Genomic DNA, 22,245 nt, shown 5'->3' with positions numbered 1-22,245 from the left:
AATGATTGACAATTAAGCATGCAAACATTAGGCTAAAGTATCCAATCGCAGTTCCCCTGGGGGCACAAGTGAGTAAAAAGCTAGGCGAGCTCCTGGTGAAAGCCGGTCTCATCACCCAAGAGCAGCTCGAAACGGCTATGAGTGTCCAGAACAAAGACGGTGGGCGGCTGGGTCACACCCTCATCAAGCTCAAATACGTTGGTGAGGATGAGATTACCCAGTTTCTGAGCAAGCAGTACGGTGTGCCCGCTATTAATCTGGCCAAACTCAACATCGACGGTTCAGTGGTTAAGTTGGTCCCGTCCGATGTGGCGTTAAAGTACGAAGTTTTGCCCGTAAGCCGTCAGGGCGCGACCCTGACCCTCGCGATGGTTGATCCAACCAATGTTTTTGCGATGGATGACATTAAGTTTATGACGGGTTACAACGTCGAACCGGTGGTTGCCAGTGAAATGGCGATCAAGGATGCCGTCTCCCGTTACTACGGTTCCAACACGGCGTTGGAGCTGAAGCAGATCATGGATGACATGCAGGAGCAGGAAGAGGAGGAACTCGAAGATCCCGATTTGGAGGTCATCGAGGAAGAAGACGAAATCGACGTCAACTCCCTGCAGGATTCCTCTTCCGAGGCGCCGGTTGTTAAATTGGTCAACATTATGCTCACGGATGCGGTTCGCAAGGGGGCCAGTGACATTCACGTGGAGCCTTACGAAAAAGAATTTCGTGTTCGCTACCGGATCGACGGCATGTTGCACGAGGTGATGACCCCGCCGCTTAAAATGCGCGACGCCATCATTAGCCGCCTAAAGATTCTCTCCAAATTGGATATTTCCGAAAAACGTTTGCCCCAAGACGGACGCATCAAGCTGAAGATGAACCTGGACGGGCGCAAAAAAGAACTGGATTACCGCGTCTCGGTGTTGCCCACCTTGTTTGGCGAAAAAGTTGTTTTGCGGCTTCTGGACCAAGACAATTTGATGCTGGATTTGACCAAACTTGGTTTTGAAGAATATTCGCTGGATATCTTTTTAACCTCGATTGAAAAGCCGTGGGGCATGGTGCTGGTAACCGGACCCACCGGATCCGGCAAAACCAACACCCTTTACAGTTCGATTCAGCGGTTAAACCGCCCGGATACCAACATTATGACGGCGGAGGATCCGGTTGAATTCAACATGGCGGGTATTAACCAGGTTCAGGTGCGCGAGAACATCGGTCTTAACTTTGCCTCGGCATTGCGTTCTTTCCTGAGGCAGGATCCAAACACGATCCTGGTGGGCGAGATCCGTGACTTTGAAACGGCGGAAATTTCCATCAAGGCCAGCTTGACCGGTCACTTGGTGCTGTCGACCCTGCACACCAACGATGCGCCGAGCACGATCAGCCGTTTGATGAACATGGGGATTGAACCTTTTCTCGTGGCGACTTCGGTGCATTGTATCGTCGCCCAACGCTTGATTCGCCGGGTTTGCAAGGACTGTAAAAAACCGATTGAGTTGCCGCAACAAGCGCTGCTCGACATTGGCATGACGGCGGAAGAAGCGGCCGGCGCCACGGTGATGGAAGGCGTGGGTTGCGGTACCTGCCACGGCAACAAGTACAAGGGCCGTGTTGGGCTTTACGAAGTGATGGAAGTTACCGATAACTTAAAAGAGCAGATTCTGACCGGTGCAAACTCTATTGAACTTAGGGAACAAGCGATTGAGGACGGTATGATTACCCTACGCCGTAGCGGTGTCCACAAAATCCTCGCCGGGGTCAGCAACATTGAAGAAGTTGTCCGTGAGACGGTGCTTTAGAGGTTTAACAAATGTCAGTTACGCTTTCGCAGCTTTTGAAAACGATGGTCGAACAAAATGGTTCGGATTTGCACATTACGACCAACTCGCCGCCTCAGATTCGCGTCGACGGTCGTTTGATTCCTTTAAAGAGTCCTCCTTTTTCAGCCTCTGAAACCAAGCAACTCTGCTACTCGGTATTAACCGACGCGCAAAAGCACCGCTTGGAAGAAGATCTTGAGATTGACTTTTCTTTTGGTGTGAAAGGCTTGGCGCGCTTTCGTGCCAACGTGTATACCCAAAAAGGAGCGACGGCGGGCGCGTTTCGGACGATTCCCAACCAGGTCCCGGAAATGTCTCAGTTAGGCTTGCCGCCGGTTGTCTCCAAGTTATGTGAAAAACCTCGCGGCTTGGTTTTGGTGACGGGCCCCACGGGTTCGGGCAAGTCCACGACCCTGGCTTCAATGGTCAACAAAATCAACGATGATCGTCATGCTCACATTTTAACAATTGAAGATCCGATAGAATACCTCCACGTGCACAAGAACTGCTTGGTGAACCAGCGTGAAATTCACGCCGACACCCACGCGTTCTCCGCGGCACTTCGCTCAGCTTTGCGTCAGGATCCCGATGTGATTCTGATTGGTGAGATGCGCGACCTGGAAACCATGGAAACGGCGATTACCATTGCTGAAACCGGTCACTTGACTTTTGCGACCTTGCACACCAATTCCGCTGCTGAAACGATTAACCGTTTGGTTGACTCTTTCCCCGCACACCAGCAGGCTCAGGTTCGAGCTCAGTTGAGTTTGGCGTTGGAAGGGATTTTGTGTCAGACGCTCCTGCCGAAAGCGAGTGGTAAGGGTCGGGTGCTGATCATGGAAATCATGATTCCCGATTCGGCGATTCGCAACCTGATTCGTCAGGACAAGATTCACCAAATTTACTCGGCGATGCAGGCCGGTCAAGCCAAACATGGGATGCAGACCTTTAACCAGGCGCTGGCGACGGCTTACTTTAAAAAACAGATTTCGATGGACATGGCGTTGCGCACGAGTTCAAACAGTGAGGAACTCAAAGAGATGATCGAGCGGGGGACTGGTTTGGTGGAAACCGCCGCTGATTTCCAGCAACAAAGAGGGGCCAAGCGCAACCCCAAACTCAAGTACCGCTAGATCTCGGAGGCAGAAATGGCAAGATTTGAATGGAAGGGTAAGACTAAATCGGGTGAAAACCAACGCGGTGTCTTGGTTGCCAAATCCCGAGAAGAAGCGGAGCAGTTGCTTAAGGCGCGCAGCATTAAGGTCAGCAGTATCCGCGAAGAAGGCAAAAGTTTTAAGTTGCCTTCCATCGGCGGCGGTGTTTCGGCCAAGGATGTGTCCATTTTTACCCGTCAATTCTCGGTTATGATCGATGCCGGTTTGCCGTTGATCCAATGTTTGGAACTCTTGGGTGGCCAGCAGAAAAACAAGAACTTCTCCAATATCATTCAAGCCGTCCGCGGCGATGTTGAGAGTGGTTCAACCCTTTCCGATGCGATGCGAAAACACCCCAAGGCTTTTGACACCTTGTACGTCAACATGATTGCGGCCGGTGAAGCCGGTGGTATCTTGGATCAGATTCTGGAGCGCCTCTCCGAGTATATTGAGAAGGCGGTTAAGCTTAAGTCTCAGGTTAAGTCGGCCTTGGTTTATCCCGCCATCGTTATGTTGGTTGCGGGCGTTGTTGTATTCATCATTCTTTACTTTGTTATTCCGACGTTTGCGTCGATGTTCGCAACGTCGGGAAACGAGCTACCGGCCATGACCCAGGTCACCATCTCGGCCAGTAAATTTGTAGAAAACTATGCGTTGCTGATGCTGGTTTTTGTCGTCTTGCTTTCCTACGCGATTAACCGTTACTACAATACCTTCCACGGTCGGCGCTTGATTGATCGCATCCTGCTCAAGGTCCCGGTTTTAGGGATGTTGCTGCAAAAAATCGCCATCGCGCGTTTTTGTCGTACCCTTGGCACCTTGATTAATGCCGGTGTTCCGATTCTCGACGGTATTGAAATCACCGCCCGTACTTCCGGGAACGCCATCATTGAGGACAGCTTGATGGGCGTTAAAAAAGAGATCGAAGAAGGTAAAACCATTGCCGAGCCGTTGGGCAAAACGTCCCTCTTCCCGCAGATGGTTGTTTCGATGATCAGCGTTGGTGAATCAACCGGTGCGCTGGACGTGATGTTGAACAAAATCGCCGACTTCTACGAGGATGAGGTTGATGTTGCCGTTGCCGCGTTGATGAGTATGTTGGAACCACTCCTGATTGTTGTCTTGGGTTCCATCATTGGTTACATCGTTATTTCGCTGTACCTGCCCATCTTCCAAATGGCCAACAACGCTTAAGCGTTTCTCGCAATTGAACACGACAAAACCCCAAAGAGTTCGTCTCTTTGGGGTTTTGTTTTTTTTGTTGTATCTGCCAAGGCGTTTCCGTTTAAGTTGATTCACTGAGCATCGGGAGTGTTTGATTGGTCGTTCGCGTTTTATCGCTGATTTTGTACCGGGCCGTTTTGGGTTCCATGATTCTCCTGTACCAAATTCTGGCTCTGGTTTTTCAATTTCCGCTGTTGTCCTTTCGGCCGATTGTGATCATGGTGTCTTTGATTAGCGCGCTGAGTTTGGCGTACGTCATTTATTTGGCGCGGCTGTTGGATCGGCGTCGTTTCCTATTGGATCTCAAGGAGGAGGAGAGCCGTTTTTCGCTTAATGGATTCGTATTGGTCCAGTTTCTCATTGATTTGATCATCGTCAGCTTATTGGTGTACTACGAGGGGGTCGTTGATTCGAGTTTCCGGTTTGCCTATTTGGCGGTGATTCTGGTATCCGCGGTGTTTCTCGATAAATTTTCTATTTATGCGATCATGGTCTGTTCACTCTCGATGTACTACGTGACCTTGGTATTGATGTTTTATCCCAAGGTTTCCCACCTGATGGAACTTGATCCGCTTTTTTTGGCGCGCAGCATCAACCCCTACATTACCGGTCAGGTTGTTCTTTGTTTTTTTACCGCGCTGCTCAGCGGTTTCCTGCAAACCTCCTATCGCAATGCGCGCGGGGTTTTGTTGGAGAAGGATCGCAACATTCGATCATTGCGCCACATGCGCCGAAAAATTGTCGAGAGTTTGCCGGGCGGTTTACTGATTTGCGATCTCGACGGCCATATCACCTTTGTGAATGGGGTAGGGATGCGTCTGCTCGGTTTGGATCCTTCACAAACCGATTCATCCGTGAACGTGTGGGCTTCATTCGGCTTGGCCGAATCGGTGGTGGAGGAAATCGATTTGAACCGGCCACCCTTGAGAACGGAGTGCTTGATTCAGGTGGGCGGCATTCAGCGAACGCTGGGGGTGACCTTAAGCTCCCTGGAATTTGAATCGGGTAACCGAGGTTATTTATTCGTTTTTCAAGACTTAACCAAAATCAAAATGCTCGAGGAAGACAAGCGTTTGATGGACCGCATGTCGGCGGTTGGGAAAATGGCGGCCGGTGTCGCCCACGAAATTCGCAATCCCCTTGCGGCGATTTCCGGTAGCATTCAAGTGTTGCGCGAGTTCCTGCCGCAAGAAGAGACCGCGCACGAACTGGCCGAGATTGTGGACAAGGAAACGCGCCGCTTGAACGATACCATTTCGGCGTTTTTGAACTACGCGCGCCCGGGCACCCCGGCGCTTCTGAAAAAATTGGACTTATGTCATGTTTTGCGCGACTTTTTTTTATTGTTGGAGAACGATGGGCAATACGCGCACCTGGCTTTAGAGTTATCCGTCGGTCAAGGCGATTTTTCGGTTTTGGCGGATGAAGGTAAACTCAATCAAGTCCTTTGGAATCTTGTGCGCAACAGTGCTAAGGCCGCTGGAGAAAATGGCCGGATCATCCTAGAATGTGATTTGATCGGCCATGAAGTTCGCTGTGCGGTGCGTGACAACGGAATTGGCATGACGGAGGATCAGGTCAACGAGTTGTTCACACCGTTCCGCAGTTTTTCCAACGGTACCGGTTTGGGCATGTCGGTGGTCTACGAGATTATGCAGGCCCACAAGGGGCGGATCAAAGTCGATAGTGAGCCAGGGCGGGGAACCACCGTTTCCTTGCTCTTCCCCCGTTATTTGGATTAAGGCAAAACCACGTAAAAGGAAAAGGCATGGCAGAGAATAAAGGTGTCATTTTAGTAGTCGACGACGAGCCGAGCATGCGGCGTTTCTTTGAGGTGACGCTCAAACGTGAAGGCTTTCATATTCTCACCGCCGACAGCGTGGCCGAAGGTAAGGCCGCGATCCAACGCGAGACCTATGACCTGGTGCTTTCCGACATTAAGTTGGGAGACGGCTTGGGTTTGGAAATCCTTTCCGCCAGTAAAGAGAAAGACCCGGATGTGCCCGTCATCATGATGACTGCTTATGCCAGTCCCGAAACCGCGGTTGAGGCGATGAAGTTAGGCGCCGTTGATTACCTCACCAAACCCTTTAATGTCGACGAGGTACGCATCGTGGTGCGGAACAACATCCGTACCAAAAAGTTGATTCATGAAAACCGCAAATTAAAAATGGCGCTTGCGGATTCCCAAAAGATCGAACTGGTTTACAAGTCCAACAAGATGCGTAAGCTAATCGAAACCCTAAAGCGCGTGGCCAAAATGGATACCACCATCCTCATTAACGGTGAAAGCGGGGTCGGCAAAGAGCTGATCATGAAAACCATTCACGATTTCTCAAAGCGGCGTGAATGCGATTATGTTTCGGTCAATTGTGGGGCTTTACCGGAGTCGCTGTTTGAAAGCGAATTGTTCGGCTATGAAAAAGGTTCTTTTACCGGGGCCAACGAGCGCCGGGCCGGTTTGTTTGAGAGTGCCCAGGGCGGTACCTTGTTTCTCGATGAGATTGGTGAAATGCCGCTGAAGATGCAGATTAAGTTGCTGCGGGTGCTTCAGGAGAAAAAAATTCGTCGCGTGGGCGGCACGGAAGAGATTTCTGTTGATTTCCGTTTGGTTGCGGCGACCAACCGGAACCTGGCCGAGGAAGTGAAACAAGGCAACTTCCGCGAGGATCTTTATTACCGTATCAACGTGGTTCCGATTAAAGTGCCCCCGTTGCGAGAGCGCCGCGAGGATGTGATCCCGCTGGTCACCTTTTTTTTGGACCGTTTTGCCAAGCAATATGGTGAAAACGCCAAACTCACAACGGGCGAGGTGCGCCGTTGCCTCGAGCATTACGATTGGCCCGGGAACGTGCGCGAACTAGAGAACACGATGGAGCGGATTGTCGCGCTTACACCGGGCGATACCATTGAAGAGGACGACCTGCCCGACTACATTCAAGACGTCTCCCAAGCCCAACCGGAGACCGAACTGAGCTTGCCGGAAGGCGGTATGGACTTGGAATCTTTTCTCGACGACCTGCGGTTTCGCTACATGGAACTGGCGATGACGCGGGAGAACGGCGTACAGAATAAGTCCTGTGAATTGCTCGGCATGTCGTTTCGCTCCTTCCGTTACTACTTGAGCAAAGGCAAGGAATCGGGTTATTTTCAATGAGTTGTGAACGAATTTCGACTAAATCGACCTTTGAACCGTCTGAGTAGGTAATGAAAACCGGAATTTTTGGTTAATGCCCGATGGGTATTTGCTAAAATGGCAACCAGAATACATGTTCACCGACCTAAAGCGTGTGGAGATATTGATGAAAAGAAACAAAGCGTTTTCCCTTTTGGAAATTCTGATCGGTTTGGCGATCATTGGGTTGATCGCGTCCATTGCCCATCCGATGTGGAAAAATACGCAGAACAAATCGAACTATGAGGTCTCGCGTATCCAACTGACCGAAGTTGCGAAGGCGATGGAGAAGCATTACCTCGAAAAAGGCAAGTATCCCGTCTTTTCCGATTGGGGCCAGCTTTCCGCGACCGAAACCCCGTTGCTGGAGTACACCACCAAGGTTCCCAAACAGGATCCCTGGGGTCGCGAGTATCGCATTATTGAGTCCGCCGAGGACAAGTACCAGTTTGAAGCCCTTGGGGTTCCCGGTAAAGAAACTGAATATCCCGATTTCTCTTATTCAGACGGACTGAAATTCAAAGAAAAAGGCAAGACGTCTTAAATTCTTTGTTCCGTGTAAAACCAAAATTCTTGATTTCCTTCACGCCCCTTTACGGGGCTTTTTATTTGCCCCAACACCACGTGCCCCACGCCTTCGAGCCACGCCGCCATCTCCGTGCACGCCGTTTCAACGGCCGCGGTATCCGTGACGATGCCGCCTTCACCTATCTTTTCTCTTGGCAGTTCAAACTGGGGCTTGAACAGCAACATAGCGCGCACCCCGGCCGCGGTAAGTGGGAAAACAAACGGCAAAACGTATTTCAGGCTGGTGAAACTGACGTCGGCGCATAGGAAGGCAATCGGTTCGGGGACCAGGGTTTTGGTCAGATTTTTGGCGTGGGTTTGTTCCAAGACGACCACCCGTTCATCACGTCGCAATCGGTAATCAAGCTGGTTGCTTCCGACATCGACCGCGTAGACCCGGCGTGCGCCGCGACGTAACATGCAGTCGGTGAAACCACCGGTGGAGGAACCCAAGTCGAGGGCCACAACCTGGTCGAGCGCGACCGACCAATGGTCGAGGGCCGCCGCTAGCTTTAACCCGCCACGACCGACATAATCGTGGCTTTTACCGCGCAGGCGGATGCTTGCATCAGCCGGGACCTTTTGGCCGGCTTTGGTAACGGGTGTATCGTTGACCAGAACCTGTCCACTCATCAACAGGCGTGTCGCCTGTTGGGTGTCCTCGGCCAGGGCGCGCGTCACCAGCAGCTGGTCGACACGCTGTTGTTTTTTCTTGGTTTTTTTCTTTGATTTCATCGTTTCCCTGGAGAAGCCTTGGCGCGAATTGCTTGGGATGGGGATGGTTTGCCGCGCGGCAATTGTTCCCGAAAGGGTGCGGTTCCCAAAACGAACAAGTCGGCAAAGATCTGCGTTGACGGGGATCTCGAGCCCGCTTTCATTTTAGAACACGGGCCAAGTGCCGATAACTGCAATACGTCATCAGGTGACGGGATCCGTTTCCCGCGCATCGGTGACGCTGGGCCGCCGATCCATCTCATCAAAGCACGTGACGAAAGCATGCGCCTCTTTTTTTTTAACCACCATGGGTTTCCTTCTGGAATGCAACCCCGTCTGGGTCGCTTGATGCGATGGACGGTTGCCGTTGTTTTCTCCCTTTTTGGGTTATTGGCGGGACCGCCGGACCTCAACCTGATGAATCATCGTCACTGGACCCATCGCGAAGGCTTAGCCGGGCATTCCTTGCAGGGGATCAGCCAAGATCAGCATGGTTTTATGTGGTTCGCCGCGCAACAAGGTGCGATTCGTTTTGACGGTCGATTTATGCGCTTGCAGCATGGCCACCCAGGTCACGCGTTTCCCCGTGACGATATGACCCGTTTGCACCGTGACCACGAGGGCGTTCTTTGGTGGGGAACTCATGGGCAGGGTGTGTGGCGTTTTCAGGACCAAGCCGTGACGCGGGCATACAGCCAAGATGCCGTGGGGGGACGACCCGTGCGTGCCTTGTTCCTCGATCATTCGGGAGCCCTATGGGTGGGCACTGGTGGCAACGGTTTGTTTCGTGGGGAGGGGGCCTCTTTGGCACCGGTTTCGTCGGTTTCGTTGCGGACCATCAAGGCCTTGGCTGAAACGGACGGAACCATTTGGGCCGGTGGTGCCGGGGGTTTGCTGCGGGGACGTGACGGAAACTTTGAAAAGGTGGTGTTTCCCAATTTTGCGCCGAACGATGTTCAGGCTTTGTTGACGGAAGGTGACAAGGTTTGGGTTGCCGATGGGGACCTGGGTTTGTGGTGCCTTGAGGGGGATCGAGCCACCCTTGTTTTTTCAGATAAGGCCCAATCAGATCGCGGCAGAATCTTAACCTTGGCACGGGACCGGCAAGGCGTGTTGTGGTTTGGAACGACTTTTGGTTTAGGTCTCTACGCGGACGGTGAAACGCGGTTTTTTGAATCCATCCAAGGCATTCCGCTGGGACGGATTACGGCCTTGTTTGAAGATCGCGAGGGTTACATGTGGGTCGCGAATTTTGAAAACGGCGTGCATCGTTTTAATCCTGGTTTGTTTCAAACGTTCTTGCCCGGAAAAGGGTTACAGGACGCGCTCACCTGGACTGTTTTCGGCCACCAAGGGGTTCTGTGGCTGGGCCGTGACGGGGGACGCTTGACCTGGCTGGATGCGCGAACCGGGGCGGTGCTCCCGCTACCGGAACCGCTTAGGAACATACGCGCTTTTTCGCTCGCCGACGACGGGGCCGGCGGCGTGTTGATGGGCACACTTTCGGGCTTGATGCGCTGGGACGGGCGCGCGCTTAGCAAGGTGGTGATGCGGGACGCCGGCGGCGATGTGGTGGAGCCCGGTTTGGTATTCCCGCTTTTCGTGGATCGGACGTCGCGCATCTGGTTTGGGATGGCGGAAGGATTAGGGGGTTTTGACGGGACGGTTTTCCGGCTCTTTCAAGAGCATGGCTTGGATGCCGCCACCGTGCAAAGCATGGCTGAGGATGAGAACGGTGCCTTGTGGCTGGGGACCGATAAAGGCCTTTTGGTGAAACGTGAAGCCGGCATTGATCATTACCCCCTAGATGAGATGGGTGTGGACGGGGTGGATGTGCTGGCGGTTGGTTTCGACGCCCGCAACCGAGTGGTGTTCTCCGTGACGGGCGCCGGCTTATGGGTTTTTGACGCGGATCAACCTCGGCCGGTGCGTATTCCCGAATTGGAGGGGCAATCCCTGTTTGGGGTTCTCTCCGACGCGGAGGGCAACCTGTGGATCCCTTCCAACATTGGGGTATTCATGGTGACACCGTCTCTTCTCGATGAAGCCTTGGACACCGGGGTTGCCTTGAATCGGGTTTTCCTGTTCGGGCAGGCCGACGGCATGGTGCGGGCTGAATGCAATATGGGTGGCTCGCCCGGTCTGGTGCGACTCAGCGACGGCCGTCTGGTGTTTGCCACCACGGCCGGTGCCGTTTTGGTTGATCCCGACCTGCGTGCCCGCGCGACACAACGGTGGCGGGAACCGACGGTCATCCTCGAAAAACTCACCGTGGACGGTCGGGATTTGCCCCTTCAGGCACCTGTTTTGTTACCGCCTGATTTTCAGCAATTGGCACTTCATTTTTCCGCGATTGAACATCGCGCGCCCGGTTCACTCAATGTTTACGCGCGTTTGGCCGGGTTTGATCGTGAATGGGACCAGGTCAATGCATTGTCTCGGTTGGATTACACCCATGTTCCGCCGGGGGAATACCAGTTCGAAGTTCGGGCATTCGGCCGGGGTGATTTGCAGGCTACGTCGGTGCTACCGGTGACGGTACCGACGCCTTGGTTTGCCCAAGGCGGACTGCTCGCGGGTCTGGCTTTGGCGGCGGCAATCCTAGGGGCCGCCTTGATTGGTGCCCAGCGACATTGGTTTAAAAAGGCTTACCGCCCGGTGGCCGTCAAACACGGCAAGGTTTATATGGCGGTGGAAGAAAGCCGCGCGCGACTGGCGCGGGCCCAACACCAAATCGACGAAGTGGGTGGGCAGGCTTCTCAAAATGAGGTAGTGACCCACTTGTTGCACAACATGGGCAATGTCTTGAACAGTGTCTCCGTATCGGCGGGGGTCATTGAAAAGTTATTGCGTGGCACCGGGGTCTACGGGGTTTTGACACGCATTGGCACCTTGTTCCCCGAAACAGCCGCGGCGCGACGCACCTTTTTGGCACATTCACCTCGGGCGCGGCGGTTACCGGAGACGTACACGCAAATAGCCGACTTATTGGATCAGCACCAGCAGGACTTATTTGACGAGGTTGCCAACCTCCAGGTGCAGTCAGCTCATATGAAGGAGTTGGTGCTTTCGGTGAGTGAGATCCAAAAACCGATTTTCGAGCTGTTCGACATCAACATCCTGATTGAGGATGCGGTGAAAATGCAGAGCCACACCTTGCGAAAGTACAGTATTGAAGTAGAACATGACTTGTTACCCCTAGAGCCGGTGCGCGGAAAGAAGTCTCAAATCCTACAAATTTTGGTGAACCTCATCAAAAACGCCTGTGAGGCCATGTTGGAAAATGAACCTGGCGGCAAGCGGTTGATTTCCATTTTGAGCTACCAACAGGATGGGTTTGTGGTGGTCGAAGTCAATGATTCCGGACCGGGCATCGCGGAAGATCACATGGCCCATTTGTTTGGTCATGGTTTTACCACCAAAGTGGGCGGCCATGGGTTCGGGCTTCATTTTTGCCGCAAGGTGATGCGTGAGATGGAGGGTGATTTGACCGTCGTCGGCCGCGGTCCCCTGGGTGGTGCCGCCTTTAAACTGTTGATTCGGAGTACTTAGGATGAAACAGGGATGAAACAGATTCTTGGATGCTTGGTGTTGTGGCTGCTTGTGTCGCCGGGTTTTGCCTTGGACGGCAATCTTCAGTTCAGCCAGTTGGTTCGCGACCATTGGTCGGTGGCCCAGGGCTTGCCACAGGACCATGTCACCGCTGTTTTACAGGGCCACGACGGGTTCCTGTGGGTCGGTACCCAGCAAGGTCTGGTGCGTTTTGACGGGGTTACCTTTGAGAATTGGAGTGAACATGTTTCCCCGCTGCAAGGTCGTGAAATTTTGTCGTTGGTGGAAACGGATGCCGGGGTATTGTGGGTGGGCACCAATCGCGGTTTGTTTCTTTTAAGCGGCCCCTACCGGCGCCAAGTTCAGGAAATTGAAGGGCTTACCAAGGTAACCGTCACCGCGCTCTGTTGGGCGGGGCCGGGCCAAATGTGGGCGGGCGGCTTACGGGGTGAACTCCTAAAGATTGTAGACGGCGGGGTTCAGCAAGTTGATCCCGGCTCGGTGACGGGTTACGACACGGTCAACAGTCTGGCCTTGGATGGAGAAGGCGGGGTATGGATCGCGCGAAACTCCGGGTTGTACCGCGGCGACAGTCGTTCCGTACGATTTCTGCCCGTTCCCGGTATCGAGGGTCCTGTGCTGGTGGCCGATATGAAACGGGATCCCCGTGGGCGGATGTGGTTTGCTACCTCGGCGGGTTTATTGCGGCAAGTAGGGGAGACCTTTGTTTGGGTCGGCCGTGATCAGCCGGGATTGGATCGTGGTTTAAGCGCCTTGGAAATTGCGGGTTCCGGTCGTATGTGGGTTGCGGGTTATCACGTCTTGTTTCGTTTTGATTGGCGCGAAGAAAAGCCGGTTTTCGAAAAACGCGTGGAGCGAGACTTTGCGCAAGTGCTCTACGCGGACCGTGTCGGGCGGATGTGGCTCGGCTATTATCTCTCCGGCTTGGTTCGCTTCCGCACGGGGCGGGTGGTCACGTTCGGTGTGGATCAGGGTTTGCGAAACGCGGTAGTGCGTTGTACGGTGGAGGATGGTCGGGGGCGTTTGTGGTTCGGTACGCTTGGTGGCTTGGGGTGTAAGGACGGGGAGACGGTTCACTGGTATGGTTCGGAAGAAGGTTATCCCGAATCCTTGGTGTACAGCCTGGCCATGGATAAACAGGCGGAACGGTTGTGGGTTGGCTACGACAGTGGCACGGTGCTGGTCAGAGATGAGACCGGTTTTACCGTCCAGAAAGCGCTGACCGAATGGCATGAGGGTCGGCGGGTCCGGGTTATGGCGCTGCAACCGGGGACGCGTCGCCTGTGGGTTGGTGGGGGAAAAGGGCTCTCCTTGGTAGACTTGGACGATTTCACCATCATCAAGCAGCGCGCCTTCCCCGAACCGGTGACGGCCTTGACCTTTGATGAGGCGGGCCGGCCTTGGGTTGGCACCGCCCACGGTTTGTACCGCTTGGATTCCGATGCGGGGGGAACCTTCGAAGCTCGGCTCGACGAAGGCTTTATCGCCGATCTTTTTATCGATTCAGAAGGGATTGTGTGGGTCGCGACCTATGGACGCGGCTTGATTCGCATTCAAGGCGACCGCGATTTTACGATTACCTCCGATCAAGGTTTTTTTGACAACAAACCGTTTCGGGTCCTTCTGGACGGGCTGGGTTATTTCTGGATAAGCAGCCATCGTGGCATTTTCCGGGTGGCCAAACGGGATTTGAACCAATTGGCCGCGGGAACCCGCGAGCGGATCGATGGTTTGTTGTTGGATCATCGCCACGGGATGCTCAGTGCCGAATGTTCCGGGGGAACCCATCCCGCGGGCATGATTTCACGTGACGGTGGATTGTGGTTTCCCACCGTGGCGGGTTTGGTGCGCATTGATCCCACCCGTGCCGTGCGCCCCGATGCGCCGGTTGTTCCCGTTCTGAATGCCGTTCGGTTAGACGGCCGTGCGTTTTTCCCCGAGGGGCCCTTGGCGGTTCCGGCCGAAACACGGCGCATTGAGGTGTTGTTTACCGCCGCGCGTTTGGCGGTGTCTGATCCTCCGGTTTTTACGGCACAACTCAGCGGCACCCAAACGCGGGATTTGCCGATTAGCGAACGGGGCTCGGTGTTTCTCAGTGGATTGGCGCCGGGTCATTACCAGGTAAGGATTCGGCAAGCCGGTGTGAATCGAGGGGCGACGGCGGATTTGGTGCTAGAAGTAGCGGGCGTGTCCTGGCTGGCTTCCATGCGATTGTGGTTGCCCGTTTCGATTGTGGTGGGTTGCTTGTTGTTGGTTGGCTTTCTGCATTTTCAGGGGCGGGGGCGTCATCAACGTGTGGCTCAATCCCTTGCGGAAGGCCAAAAAGAGCTCAAAACCTTTGCCCGACAGCAAACTGAGTTGAACCAGGTGATGGTGCAGCGGTTTCATTACGCGGGCATGGCCGAAATCGGCATGAGTGTTTTGCAGAACGTGGACCAGACCTTGAGTCAATTGGACCAATACATTCGCGGCTTGAAGCGGGGCCTGAACCAGAATACGGGGCTGGATGGGTTGCGGGCTGAGGCCGCCCGCCTGCAAGCGGCGTTTGATCGCGGCGCCGAAGCATGGGATGAGGAAGAGGCCATGGCCCGAGTTGCCGCGTACGAACGGCTTCGTGACGCGCTTGCCGCGCGTTGGGAGGAGCAAATTGAACAGGTGGTGGGTTTTCGCGAGTTGGTGCACCAGGTATGTGGATTGGTGGAGGCCCAGCAGCAATACGCCAAGTTAACCTCATTTGAGGAAACAGTGGATCTCAACATTGTGGTGGAAGATGTGTGTCGCATTAAACAATCGATTTTGTTGGAGAACCAAGTCGAGTTGATTCAGGACTTGATGCCGGTCTCATTGGTGAAGGTTCCCAAGGCTCGATTAATGCAGGTGCTGGTGTTGTTGGTGCGCTGTGGTCGGAATTCCCTTGACACGATCAAGGAGGGCGAAATGCGTAAGCTGAAAATCACCACACGCCCTTTTGGTCGGCGCGAGGTTAAAGTGGAGATCGGCTTTAGCGGGGTCGGCTATTCGATGGAGGAACTCCAGGCTTTGGCCGAGGAGCCTGATCTGGATAGCTTGGCAGGCATGGATTTTGCCCTTTGTCGGCGCCTGCTGGCCGATTTCTCTGCATCGCTTCAGGTCGAAACATCCGCAACGGATCGTTCGGCCCATTTGAGTTTGGTTCTGCCGGTGGAAGAAAACGAATCCGCTGTATGAACCACGGTTCCCGGCACATGGTTACTGGAAAATTTCTTCCAAGTAATCAAGCAGGACGGAGGAGGGGACTCCGTCAACGGACGTAAACTTTAAGCCTGATTGAAAGTGGTTTTTACGGATTTCTTTGGTGTAGCGGACCTCGGCGGTTGCTTCGATCAGATCGGTGTGTTGCGGCAATTCGAAACTCAGCAGCATGTTGTTTCCGACGGCCAGGGGGATCCGGGTGTTCACCAAGATCCCGCCCGCGCTTATGTTTTCTACGAAGAATGGGTTAAAACTGTCGTCGGTATCCAACGTCTTCATCCAGAACACCATATCGGTTTCGAAGCGTTTGTAGGATCTCCGGTTTTCAGTCACGGGGACCTCCGCATTGTGACGGGAATCGGGGGATGGGGCATACGAGGCGCGCTTCATGTGAGGCCCGTCTTCCCCCGCATCTTGTTTTCTTTCTTTTTCGGTTCAAGATCGTAATTTCGTTAACTCAATCAGCGACGGTTTTGAGAAAGTGGGTAAGGTGCTTCAGGAACCGCGAATGTGGGTCGATAAAAAAGGAAAGCACCCTTGGCAGCTATTGGTGGACCGCCTTCGTGCCAAAGCCGTTAGCCCGCATCTCTCACAAGGATTCGTCGCGAGAAGCTGAAAGCCTTGTGAGTATGAGGATTACGACCAAGCCACGACATAGGGGTTCGACCTTTCGGCGTAGCAGCTAAGGCGAAGGCGGCTCGACCAAGTAATGCGGAAGGCCGCCCCGCGGAAGGCCGCCCCGCGGAAGGCCGCCCCGCGGGAGGCAAACCCTGGTAATCGCATGGGTTGCCCCGTAGCAGAATTCCTTGCAAGCAATGCGGGTTAGCTGTTTGGGGCATTTCGGGCGCGCGTGGCGCCGTTTCTTGTCGGCGCCCTGGTTTTGCCAGGTTGGGAAAACGCGCGTTGCGGGCCTTGCTGTTCCGGTTGCAGGGGTTGGGCGCAGATGCAGGTGAAATCGGTATGGTATCTGCTAGATAAAGGACCTTAGTCGGGCTTTTCGTGATTTATTCGGCAGATATTTCCCAGCGATGGTTTTGGACACGTCTTCATGAAAGAGAAGTTAAGTCAGGAAGAGATCAGCATGCTGCTCGGTAATCAGGGCGGCGAGACCGCGGATGAGGGTTCGTCCGGCGGGATGATGGATCAATCTGACATTGACAAACTGATCGCCCAGGCACAACAAGGAAAAGCTGCAAATTCTGCCGAGCCGGAAAAGTCTGCCCCCGCGCCCACGGCGCCGGCCGACGCGGGATCGCTCGACCAAGCGGGAATCGACGCCCTGTTGGCGCAACGTGCCGGTAAACCGGCGCCACCCCGGCAAGCCGCCGCCCCAACCCCGACACCCGCGCCACCGCAACCCACACCCGCGAACGAGACGGCCGGCGGCGGGATGATGGATCAAGCGGCGATTGACGCTTTGCTTGCCCAACACCAGAGCGGTGCGGTCAAGGCGCCGCCACCGAAGCCGGCGCCCCAGCCACCGCCCGCGGATTCGGGTGGGATGATGGACCAGGCGGCGATTGACGCCCTACTGGCCCAACAAAGTGCGGGGGGCGGCAAGACGCCGAAAGCGAGCGCCGCGCCGGCACCGGCACCGGCACCGGCACCGGCACCCGCGGAGGATGCGGGCGGGGGCTTACTGGATCAAGCGGCCATCGATGCGATGTTGGCGCAACAGCAAGGCGGCGGGGCGCAAGCGGCGGCCCCGGAACCGGCGGCCCCGGAACCGGCGGGAGAATCGGGCGGCTTGTTAGATCAAGCGGCGATTGACGCGATGTTGGCAGGTCAGAGCGGCGGTGGTGGGACCCCGGCCGCGGCGGACGATGGTGGCGGCTTGCTGGACCAAGCGGCCATCGATGCAATGTTGGCGCAGCAGCAAGGCGGCGGGGCGCAAGCGGCGGCCCCGGAACCGGCGGGAGAATCGGGAGGCTTGTTAGATCAAGCGGCGATTGACGCGATGTTGGCAGGTCAGAGCGGCGGTGGCGGGACCCCGGCCGCGGCGGACGATGGTGGCGGCTTGCTGGACCAAGCGGCCATCGATGCAATGTTGGCGCAACAGCAAGGCGGCGGGACGCAAGCGGCGGCCCCGGAACCGGCGGGAGAATCGGGCGGCTTGTTAGATCAAGCGGCGATTGACGCGATGTTGGCAGGTCAGAGCGGCGGTGGCGGGACCCCGGCCGCGGCGGACGACGGTGGCGGCTTGCTGGATCAAGCGGCCATCGATGCAATGTTGGCGCAACAGCAAGGCGGCGGGGCGCAAGCGGCGGCCCCGGAACCGGCGGGAGAATCGGGAGGCTTGTTAGATCAAGCGGCGATTGACGCGATGTTGGCAGGTCAGAGCGGTGGCGGGACCCCGGCCGCGGCAGACGACGGTGGCGGCTTGCTGGATCAAGCGGCCATCGATGCGATGCTGGCCGGTCAGAGCGGCGGCGGTGGGGCCCCTGCCGCGGCGGACGACGGCGGGGGCATGCTGGATCAAGCGGCCATCGATGCGATGCTTGCCGGTCAGAGCGGCGGCGGTGCGGCCCCTGCCGCGGCGGACGACGGCGGGGGCATGCTGGATCAAGCGGCGATCGATGCGATGCTGGCCGGTCAGAGCGGCGGCGGTGCGACCCCGGCCGCGGCGGACGACGGTGGCGGCTTGCTGGATCAAGCGGCCATCGATGCGATGATTGCCGGTCAGAGCGGCGGTGGCGCGCCTGTTGAAACCGCCGCGTTGGATCAAAATGCCGTAGACGCACTGTTGGCGGCACAGCATGCCGCACCTGCTGAAACGACGCTCGACCAAGCCGCGGTAGACGCCTTATTAGCCGGGCAGGCAGCCGCTCCGCCCCCGGCCGCTCCTGCATCCGCGCCGCCTTCAGGCGGACCGGAGCTTTTGGACCAAGCGGCGATTGATGCCTTGATCGCCGGAAACGCCGCCGCGCCCAGCCCCGCGCCTGCACCGGCCAACCCGGCCCCGGCCGGCGGAGATATGTTGGATAAGACGGCGATTGATGCGCTCATTTCCGGCGGTGCCCCACCCGCCGCGGTGCCCGCGCCCACGCCCGCCGCCCAGGCGCCTGAACCCGCCAAGGCGCTCGAAAAAGTACCGCAGGTTCCCAACGCGCTGGGGGCGCGGACCTTATCTCCCAGTGAAATTAAAAAGGCGCCCAAGGTTCACCGCGGCAATTACAACCCCCAGGTTACCCATTTTCGCCGGGCCGTCATGCACATGCCCGCCCAAGTCGATGTTCAGGAAGCCGCTTTAACCGCCATTCAACATCTGTTTGCCATGGCGGGTCACTTCCGCTCTCGGAGTCGGGCCGACCAGCGCTTCGAAGAAATTGCCTCCATCACCAACCGCTGGGGCCACGAGGCGGTTATTGCACTTACCAAAAACGAATACCAGCCTGTCAAAATTCGGATGCAGGGAATTCAGACCTTGAATGTCTACCAGCGGTTCGTGGAATCCGAACAGGTGTTTTTTGTGGATTATTTCCAGCCGAATTCACGGTCTACCGGACGGCGCTGGGTGCGTTGGTTTGTGATGCATTTTGACCAAGAGACACTACAGGAATTGGGAAAAATCGCCTGAACCCGCGCGGTACCGATGCCGCCTTAAAAAGGATGCTCCGTCCATAGCAGTTGCGCGGAGAAGGGGGTCTCGGACTTGCGGTATACCCCGATGCAGGTTCCTGGATAAAAAGTCACCGCCGTGCCCGTCAAGCTGCTTGCCACCTCGGCAATCACCGGCAGGTGGGAAACCAACAGGGTCGGCCGTTCGATCTCCGCGATGTTCATCAGGATGGATTCCGCGCTGCCACCGGGGATCAGCTCAGGCATCTCCACCAGTGCCGCGTCGGGAAAGGTTTTATGGACGATCAGCGCTGTTTCAATGGCGCGTTTGTAGGGCGAGTGCCGAATCGCGTGCAGGGTAACACCCTTGGCCAACAGTTTTTTGGCCTGCTTGTCGACATCGGCGCGGCCTTCGTCGGTTAAGGCGCGATCACGATCAGGCATACCCGACGGTGGATATTCTGCCTGCCCATGGCGAATCAAATAAAGTGGGTCGGCACTCATGGCTTTGTCCTTTTGAGAAAAGTTCCGCGTTCCGCTTTCCCCAGACTACAAGAAAAGAGAACGAATTATTAGTGGAAAAGCGAAGGAACGGCGGCTTCTTCTTCCTACCGCCAAATCGAATCTTATTCGAGATGCGCCGTGGGCTTTTCGTTGCGATGACCCGGTTTTCTTTTTGTTAAAGTGTTGTAAGGCATTGGTTTGGCGGCTTAGGGGGTGGGCCCCATGGTCGTGGCGCGCTGCAAGAAATTTCGGTCGAATAAAAAAACCACGGGGTAGCCTTGTCGGTAACCGGCCAGCCAATCACCCGATTCACCCTCAAAGAAGACCAAGGTCATTTCCGCTTGTGCGGCCGTGATGGTCAGTTGGGCGATGGGTTTGCGGCCCCTTAGGGTTTCTGGATTGAAATGCAAACCGCCCGCGCGAATGTGGGCGAATTTCGGTAAAACCCCCGCCTCGAATTGAGGGGTGATCTTCATCGGATTGGGGGTGAGATCTTGCCAGCCTTGTTCGGTCTTTTTAAGGTTCACGGTGGTTTCGCCACCCGTTTGTAGGCGGACGGATGTCAACAATGAAGCGGGGACCTGCCAACAGGTTCGGTTTCCCCAGGTGGGACGGTGGGTGTTTGCGAACCAAGGGGCCGCCGCCTCGAAGATCGTGGGGCCGTCGTTGATGCGAATAAAGGCCGCGTGTTGATCGTTGGTTGCCGCCCCAACCGCTACGCGAAAAAGGGTCTTGCCCGTTTTGTCTAAAAAGGTGACTTCATTGGTTTTGTTGAAGCCGAAATGGGCGGCCTCTTTCGGGTAAAGGCCCACGGGTTCAGCGCCGGCCAAACTATCCAGCCCATTGAGCAGGCCACGTACGAAGGTCTGCTCAGCCGCCCATTGACGATGGTTCGGGAGCAACCAACGCGTACCCGTGCGCTGGAGCGTCACCGTTTCCCCGTTGTTGTTTAGCCTGATCTCGGTAATGGCTTGGGTGTTCGCGCGTGGCGGTGTCGGTGTCGTGGGCCGCGGTTTGTCTTTTTCCACGGCAAGGGGTGCACCGTCGGGTTGGTCGGTGGTTTGGCTACAGCCGAGCAACAGGAGCAAGCTCGCCAAAGAGACAAACTGTCGCGGGCGGAATTGGGAACGAAACATGACAGGCTCCCTACAGATAAGGATCAACCGAACGCAGGCGGCGGTAGCAGAGGTGGGCGGTACCGATCAGGGCCGGTAGCAGCAGTGCGGCAAGTAAACTCAACAGGCGGGTTCGCTTGCGTTCCGATTCGGTCAAGGCTTTGAGTGGTCGGGCCGCGTTGTCGCGGCGCGGGATGCCCACCGTGAGGCTTTGACGGGTCATGGCGTCGGCGGTTTGGTTAACCCACACCAAGGTGCCCGCTTTGCGGATCGAGGTCAGTAAAAATTCGCTGCTCCACACCCGCAAGGTCGTGTGCTCGCCTCGCGCGAGGTGGTTTTCCGCCGGGAGATGTTCCGGTCGTGGGAAATAGGCATTGTAGCGGCCTCCGAGCTTTAGGCCGATTGCGTACTGGTCAAACTGTGTCGGGCCGGGTAGCTTGGCGGGATCGAGTTGGTAGGTTTCTTTTTGAAGCCAGGCCTGCTCGGAGCTTTGTCCGATGATGTTGGTGGTGACGCCCGCCGGGTGCGTTTGCGTAAGGGGTGAACACCAGGGGACGACCAAGCTGTTTATTTGGTGATGGGCACGTTCTTCCTGTCCCAGACCACCGCCGGCAGCCTTGAGTTCGGGAAACAGGGGGTATGCCTTCAGGACGGGGGGTTTGCTTTCGGTGTACCTCACCCGCGCCGAGGACTGATCCGCGACCAGGGCGCGTTCTACCCTGAAGCCGAGGTGGTCGAACCAACTGTCCACATCAGTAACCGCCCGTGATTCAGCCACCGCGTATACCGGATCGAGCGCCACGCCGCCGACCAGTAAGGTTGCAGGATGGCCTGCCAACAGCCATTGTTCGAATTGGTAGTGCTGAACCGGCTCAAACCGATCCAAACCCCAGACAAATACCGCGTCCAATCCGTCAAGAACCAACGGTTCGCCCGGCATGACGGGGATCACTTTGACCGCGTAGGTCTCGCTGAGACTTTGGATGACCGTTTTTAGGTTGCCGTCCTCGGTGTAGGCATAACCCCCGTTTCCGTAAGACAGCGGCGGTCCCACCAAGCCGATGGTGATCGGCCCGTCCCATGTGAGACGCAGCATCGCGGCCGTGAGTTGGTATTCGGGTTCACGTAACTGGGTTAGGTCCGCGAAAACTTCCTCGTGTTCCCCGTAACGCAGGCGCAGGGCGTACCACAGTTCCACCATTTCTAAACGATCATCGCGAACTTGGTTCACGCGGGCGCGCTTGAGTCCCCGTTTTTCCAGTTCCTGTTCCAGATCTTGCTCGTTGGCGGGGTGACGAACGACCAGATCGACTTTGCCACCCCCTGCTTGGCTGTATTGCTGGAGTAGGGTGGTCAGGCGTTGGAGGTGGGGGCGAAGGTGGGCCGGGGGTGCCTCGGAAACCAAGACCTCAATCGTTAAAACGTCTTCCAGGCGTGCCACCATCTTTCGGCTTGTGTCGCTTAACGTGTGGCGGCCTTCTTCGGTAAGATCCCAACGGAGTGGTATCCATTGGGTGGCGGCGGCAAGACCGGCAAGGGCAAGTAAACCGAAAAGGTTGCGAAGCATGATGGATCGATGGCGGATGATCATAAAAGGTGATCTCGGTGGT

At 55.9% G+C, this 22,245-nt stretch carries 14 protein-coding genes; 9 read left to right on the top strand and 5 right to left on the bottom strand.

Annotated elements, in window-relative coordinates; translation table 11 throughout:
- Positions 1 to 68 precede the first annotated feature (68 nt).
- The 6 genes from pilB (at position 69) to J3U88_RS16080 (ending at position 7,917) form a co-directional block, all read left to right on the top strand.
- Positions 69 to 1,799 carry a type IV-A pilus assembly ATPase PilB gene (gene pilB / locus J3U88_RS16105; protein ID WP_207859949.1) on the top strand — a complete coding sequence of 577 codons (1,731 nt, stop codon included), beginning with the start codon at positions 69 to 71 and terminating at the stop codon, positions 1,797 to 1,799.
- 11 nt (positions 1,800 to 1,810) lie between these two features.
- Positions 1,811 to 2,953, top strand: a complete 1,143-nt coding sequence (locus J3U88_RS16100; protein ID WP_207859948.1) for a type IV pilus twitching motility protein PilT — start codon at positions 1,811 to 1,813, stop codon at positions 2,951 to 2,953.
- A 15-nt stretch (positions 2,954 to 2,968) separates the two neighbouring features.
- Positions 2,969 to 4,168, top strand: a complete 1,200-nt coding sequence (locus J3U88_RS16095) for a type II secretion system F family protein (protein WP_207859947.1) — start codon at positions 2,969 to 2,971, stop codon at positions 4,166 to 4,168.
- A gap of 125 nt (positions 4,169 to 4,293) precedes the next feature.
- Positions 4,294 to 5,940 carry a two-component system sensor histidine kinase NtrB gene (locus tag J3U88_RS16090; protein WP_207859946.1) on the top strand — a complete coding sequence of 549 codons (1,647 nt, stop codon included), beginning with the start codon at positions 4,294 to 4,296 and terminating at the stop codon, positions 5,938 to 5,940.
- Positions 5,941 to 5,966: 26 nt separating this feature from the next.
- The gene (locus J3U88_RS16085) at positions 5,967 to 7,355 is read left to right on the top strand and encodes a sigma-54-dependent transcriptional regulator (RefSeq protein WP_207859945.1); all 1,389 of its coding nucleotides are present in this window, start codon (positions 5,967 to 5,969) and stop codon (positions 7,353 to 7,355) included.
- 145 nt (positions 7,356 to 7,500) lie between these two features.
- Entirely contained in the window at positions 7,501 to 7,917 is a 417-nt protein-coding gene (locus tag J3U88_RS16080) for a type IV pilin protein (protein WP_207859944.1), read from the top strand.
- Here J3U88_RS16080 and J3U88_RS16075 read toward each other — a convergent pair.
- Positions 7,914 to 8,675 carry a TlyA family RNA methyltransferase gene (locus J3U88_RS16075; RefSeq protein WP_207859943.1) on the bottom strand — a complete coding sequence of 254 codons (762 nt, stop codon included), beginning with the start codon at positions 8,673 to 8,675 and terminating at the stop codon, positions 7,914 to 7,916. The two genes, J3U88_RS16080 and J3U88_RS16075, sit on opposite strands and share 4 nt — an antisense overlap.
- A gap of 261 nt (positions 8,676 to 8,936) precedes the next feature.
- On the opposite strand from J3U88_RS16075, the gene J3U88_RS16070 reads away from it, so the two are divergent.
- Both J3U88_RS16070 and J3U88_RS16065 read left to right on the top strand, forming a co-directional pair.
- Positions 8,937 to 12,206, top strand: coding sequence for a sensor histidine kinase (locus J3U88_RS16070; protein ID WP_207859942.1), 3,270 nt, complete (start codon positions 8,937 to 8,939; stop codon positions 12,204 to 12,206).
- 12 nt (positions 12,207 to 12,218) lie between these two features.
- A complete protein-coding gene (locus J3U88_RS16065) occupies positions 12,219 to 15,434 on the top strand; it encodes a two-component regulator propeller domain-containing protein (RefSeq protein ID WP_207859941.1) in 3,216 nt (1,071 codons plus the stop codon).
- Between the two features lie 21 nt (positions 15,435 to 15,455).
- Here J3U88_RS16065 and J3U88_RS16060 read toward each other — a convergent pair whose 3' ends face one another.
- Positions 15,456 to 15,791: a PilZ domain-containing protein gene (locus J3U88_RS16060; RefSeq protein ID WP_207859940.1), complete on the bottom strand. Its 336-nt coding sequence runs from the start codon at positions 15,789 to 15,791 to the stop codon at positions 15,456 to 15,458.
- A 715-nt stretch (positions 15,792 to 16,506) separates the two neighbouring features.
- On the opposite strand from J3U88_RS16060, the gene J3U88_RS16055 reads away from it, so the two are divergent.
- The gene (locus J3U88_RS16055) at positions 16,507 to 19,035 is read left to right on the top strand and encodes a hypothetical protein (RefSeq protein ID WP_207859939.1); all 2,529 of its coding nucleotides are present in this window, start codon (positions 16,507 to 16,509) and stop codon (positions 19,033 to 19,035) included.
- 23 nt (positions 19,036 to 19,058) lie between these two features.
- Here J3U88_RS16055 and sixA read toward each other — a convergent pair whose 3' ends face one another.
- The 3 genes from sixA to J3U88_RS16040 form a co-directional block, all read right to left on the bottom strand.
- Entirely contained in the window at positions 19,059 to 19,520 is a 462-nt protein-coding gene (sixA, locus tag J3U88_RS16050; RefSeq protein WP_207859938.1) for a phosphohistidine phosphatase SixA, read from the bottom strand.
- A gap of 206 nt (positions 19,521 to 19,726) precedes the next feature.
- A complete protein-coding gene (locus J3U88_RS16045) occupies positions 19,727 to 20,656 on the bottom strand; it encodes a DUF4340 domain-containing protein (RefSeq protein ID WP_207859937.1) in 930 nt (309 codons plus the stop codon).
- Positions 20,657 to 20,666: 10 nt separating this feature from the next.
- On the bottom strand, positions 20,667 to 22,202 hold the full coding sequence (locus tag J3U88_RS16040) for a GldG family protein (RefSeq protein ID WP_207859936.1): 1,536 nt from the start codon (positions 22,200 to 22,202) through the stop codon (positions 20,667 to 20,669).
- Positions 22,203 to 22,245 lie beyond the last annotated feature (43 nt).

The sequence above is a fragment of the Acanthopleuribacter pedis genome (genome assembly GCF_017377855.1).
Taxonomy (GTDB): Bacteria; Acidobacteriota; Holophagae; order Acanthopleuribacterales; family Acanthopleuribacteraceae; genus Acanthopleuribacter; species Acanthopleuribacter pedis.
Note: the sequence above shows the minus strand (reverse complement) of the source record. Positions and strands in the feature narration are given on the sequence as shown.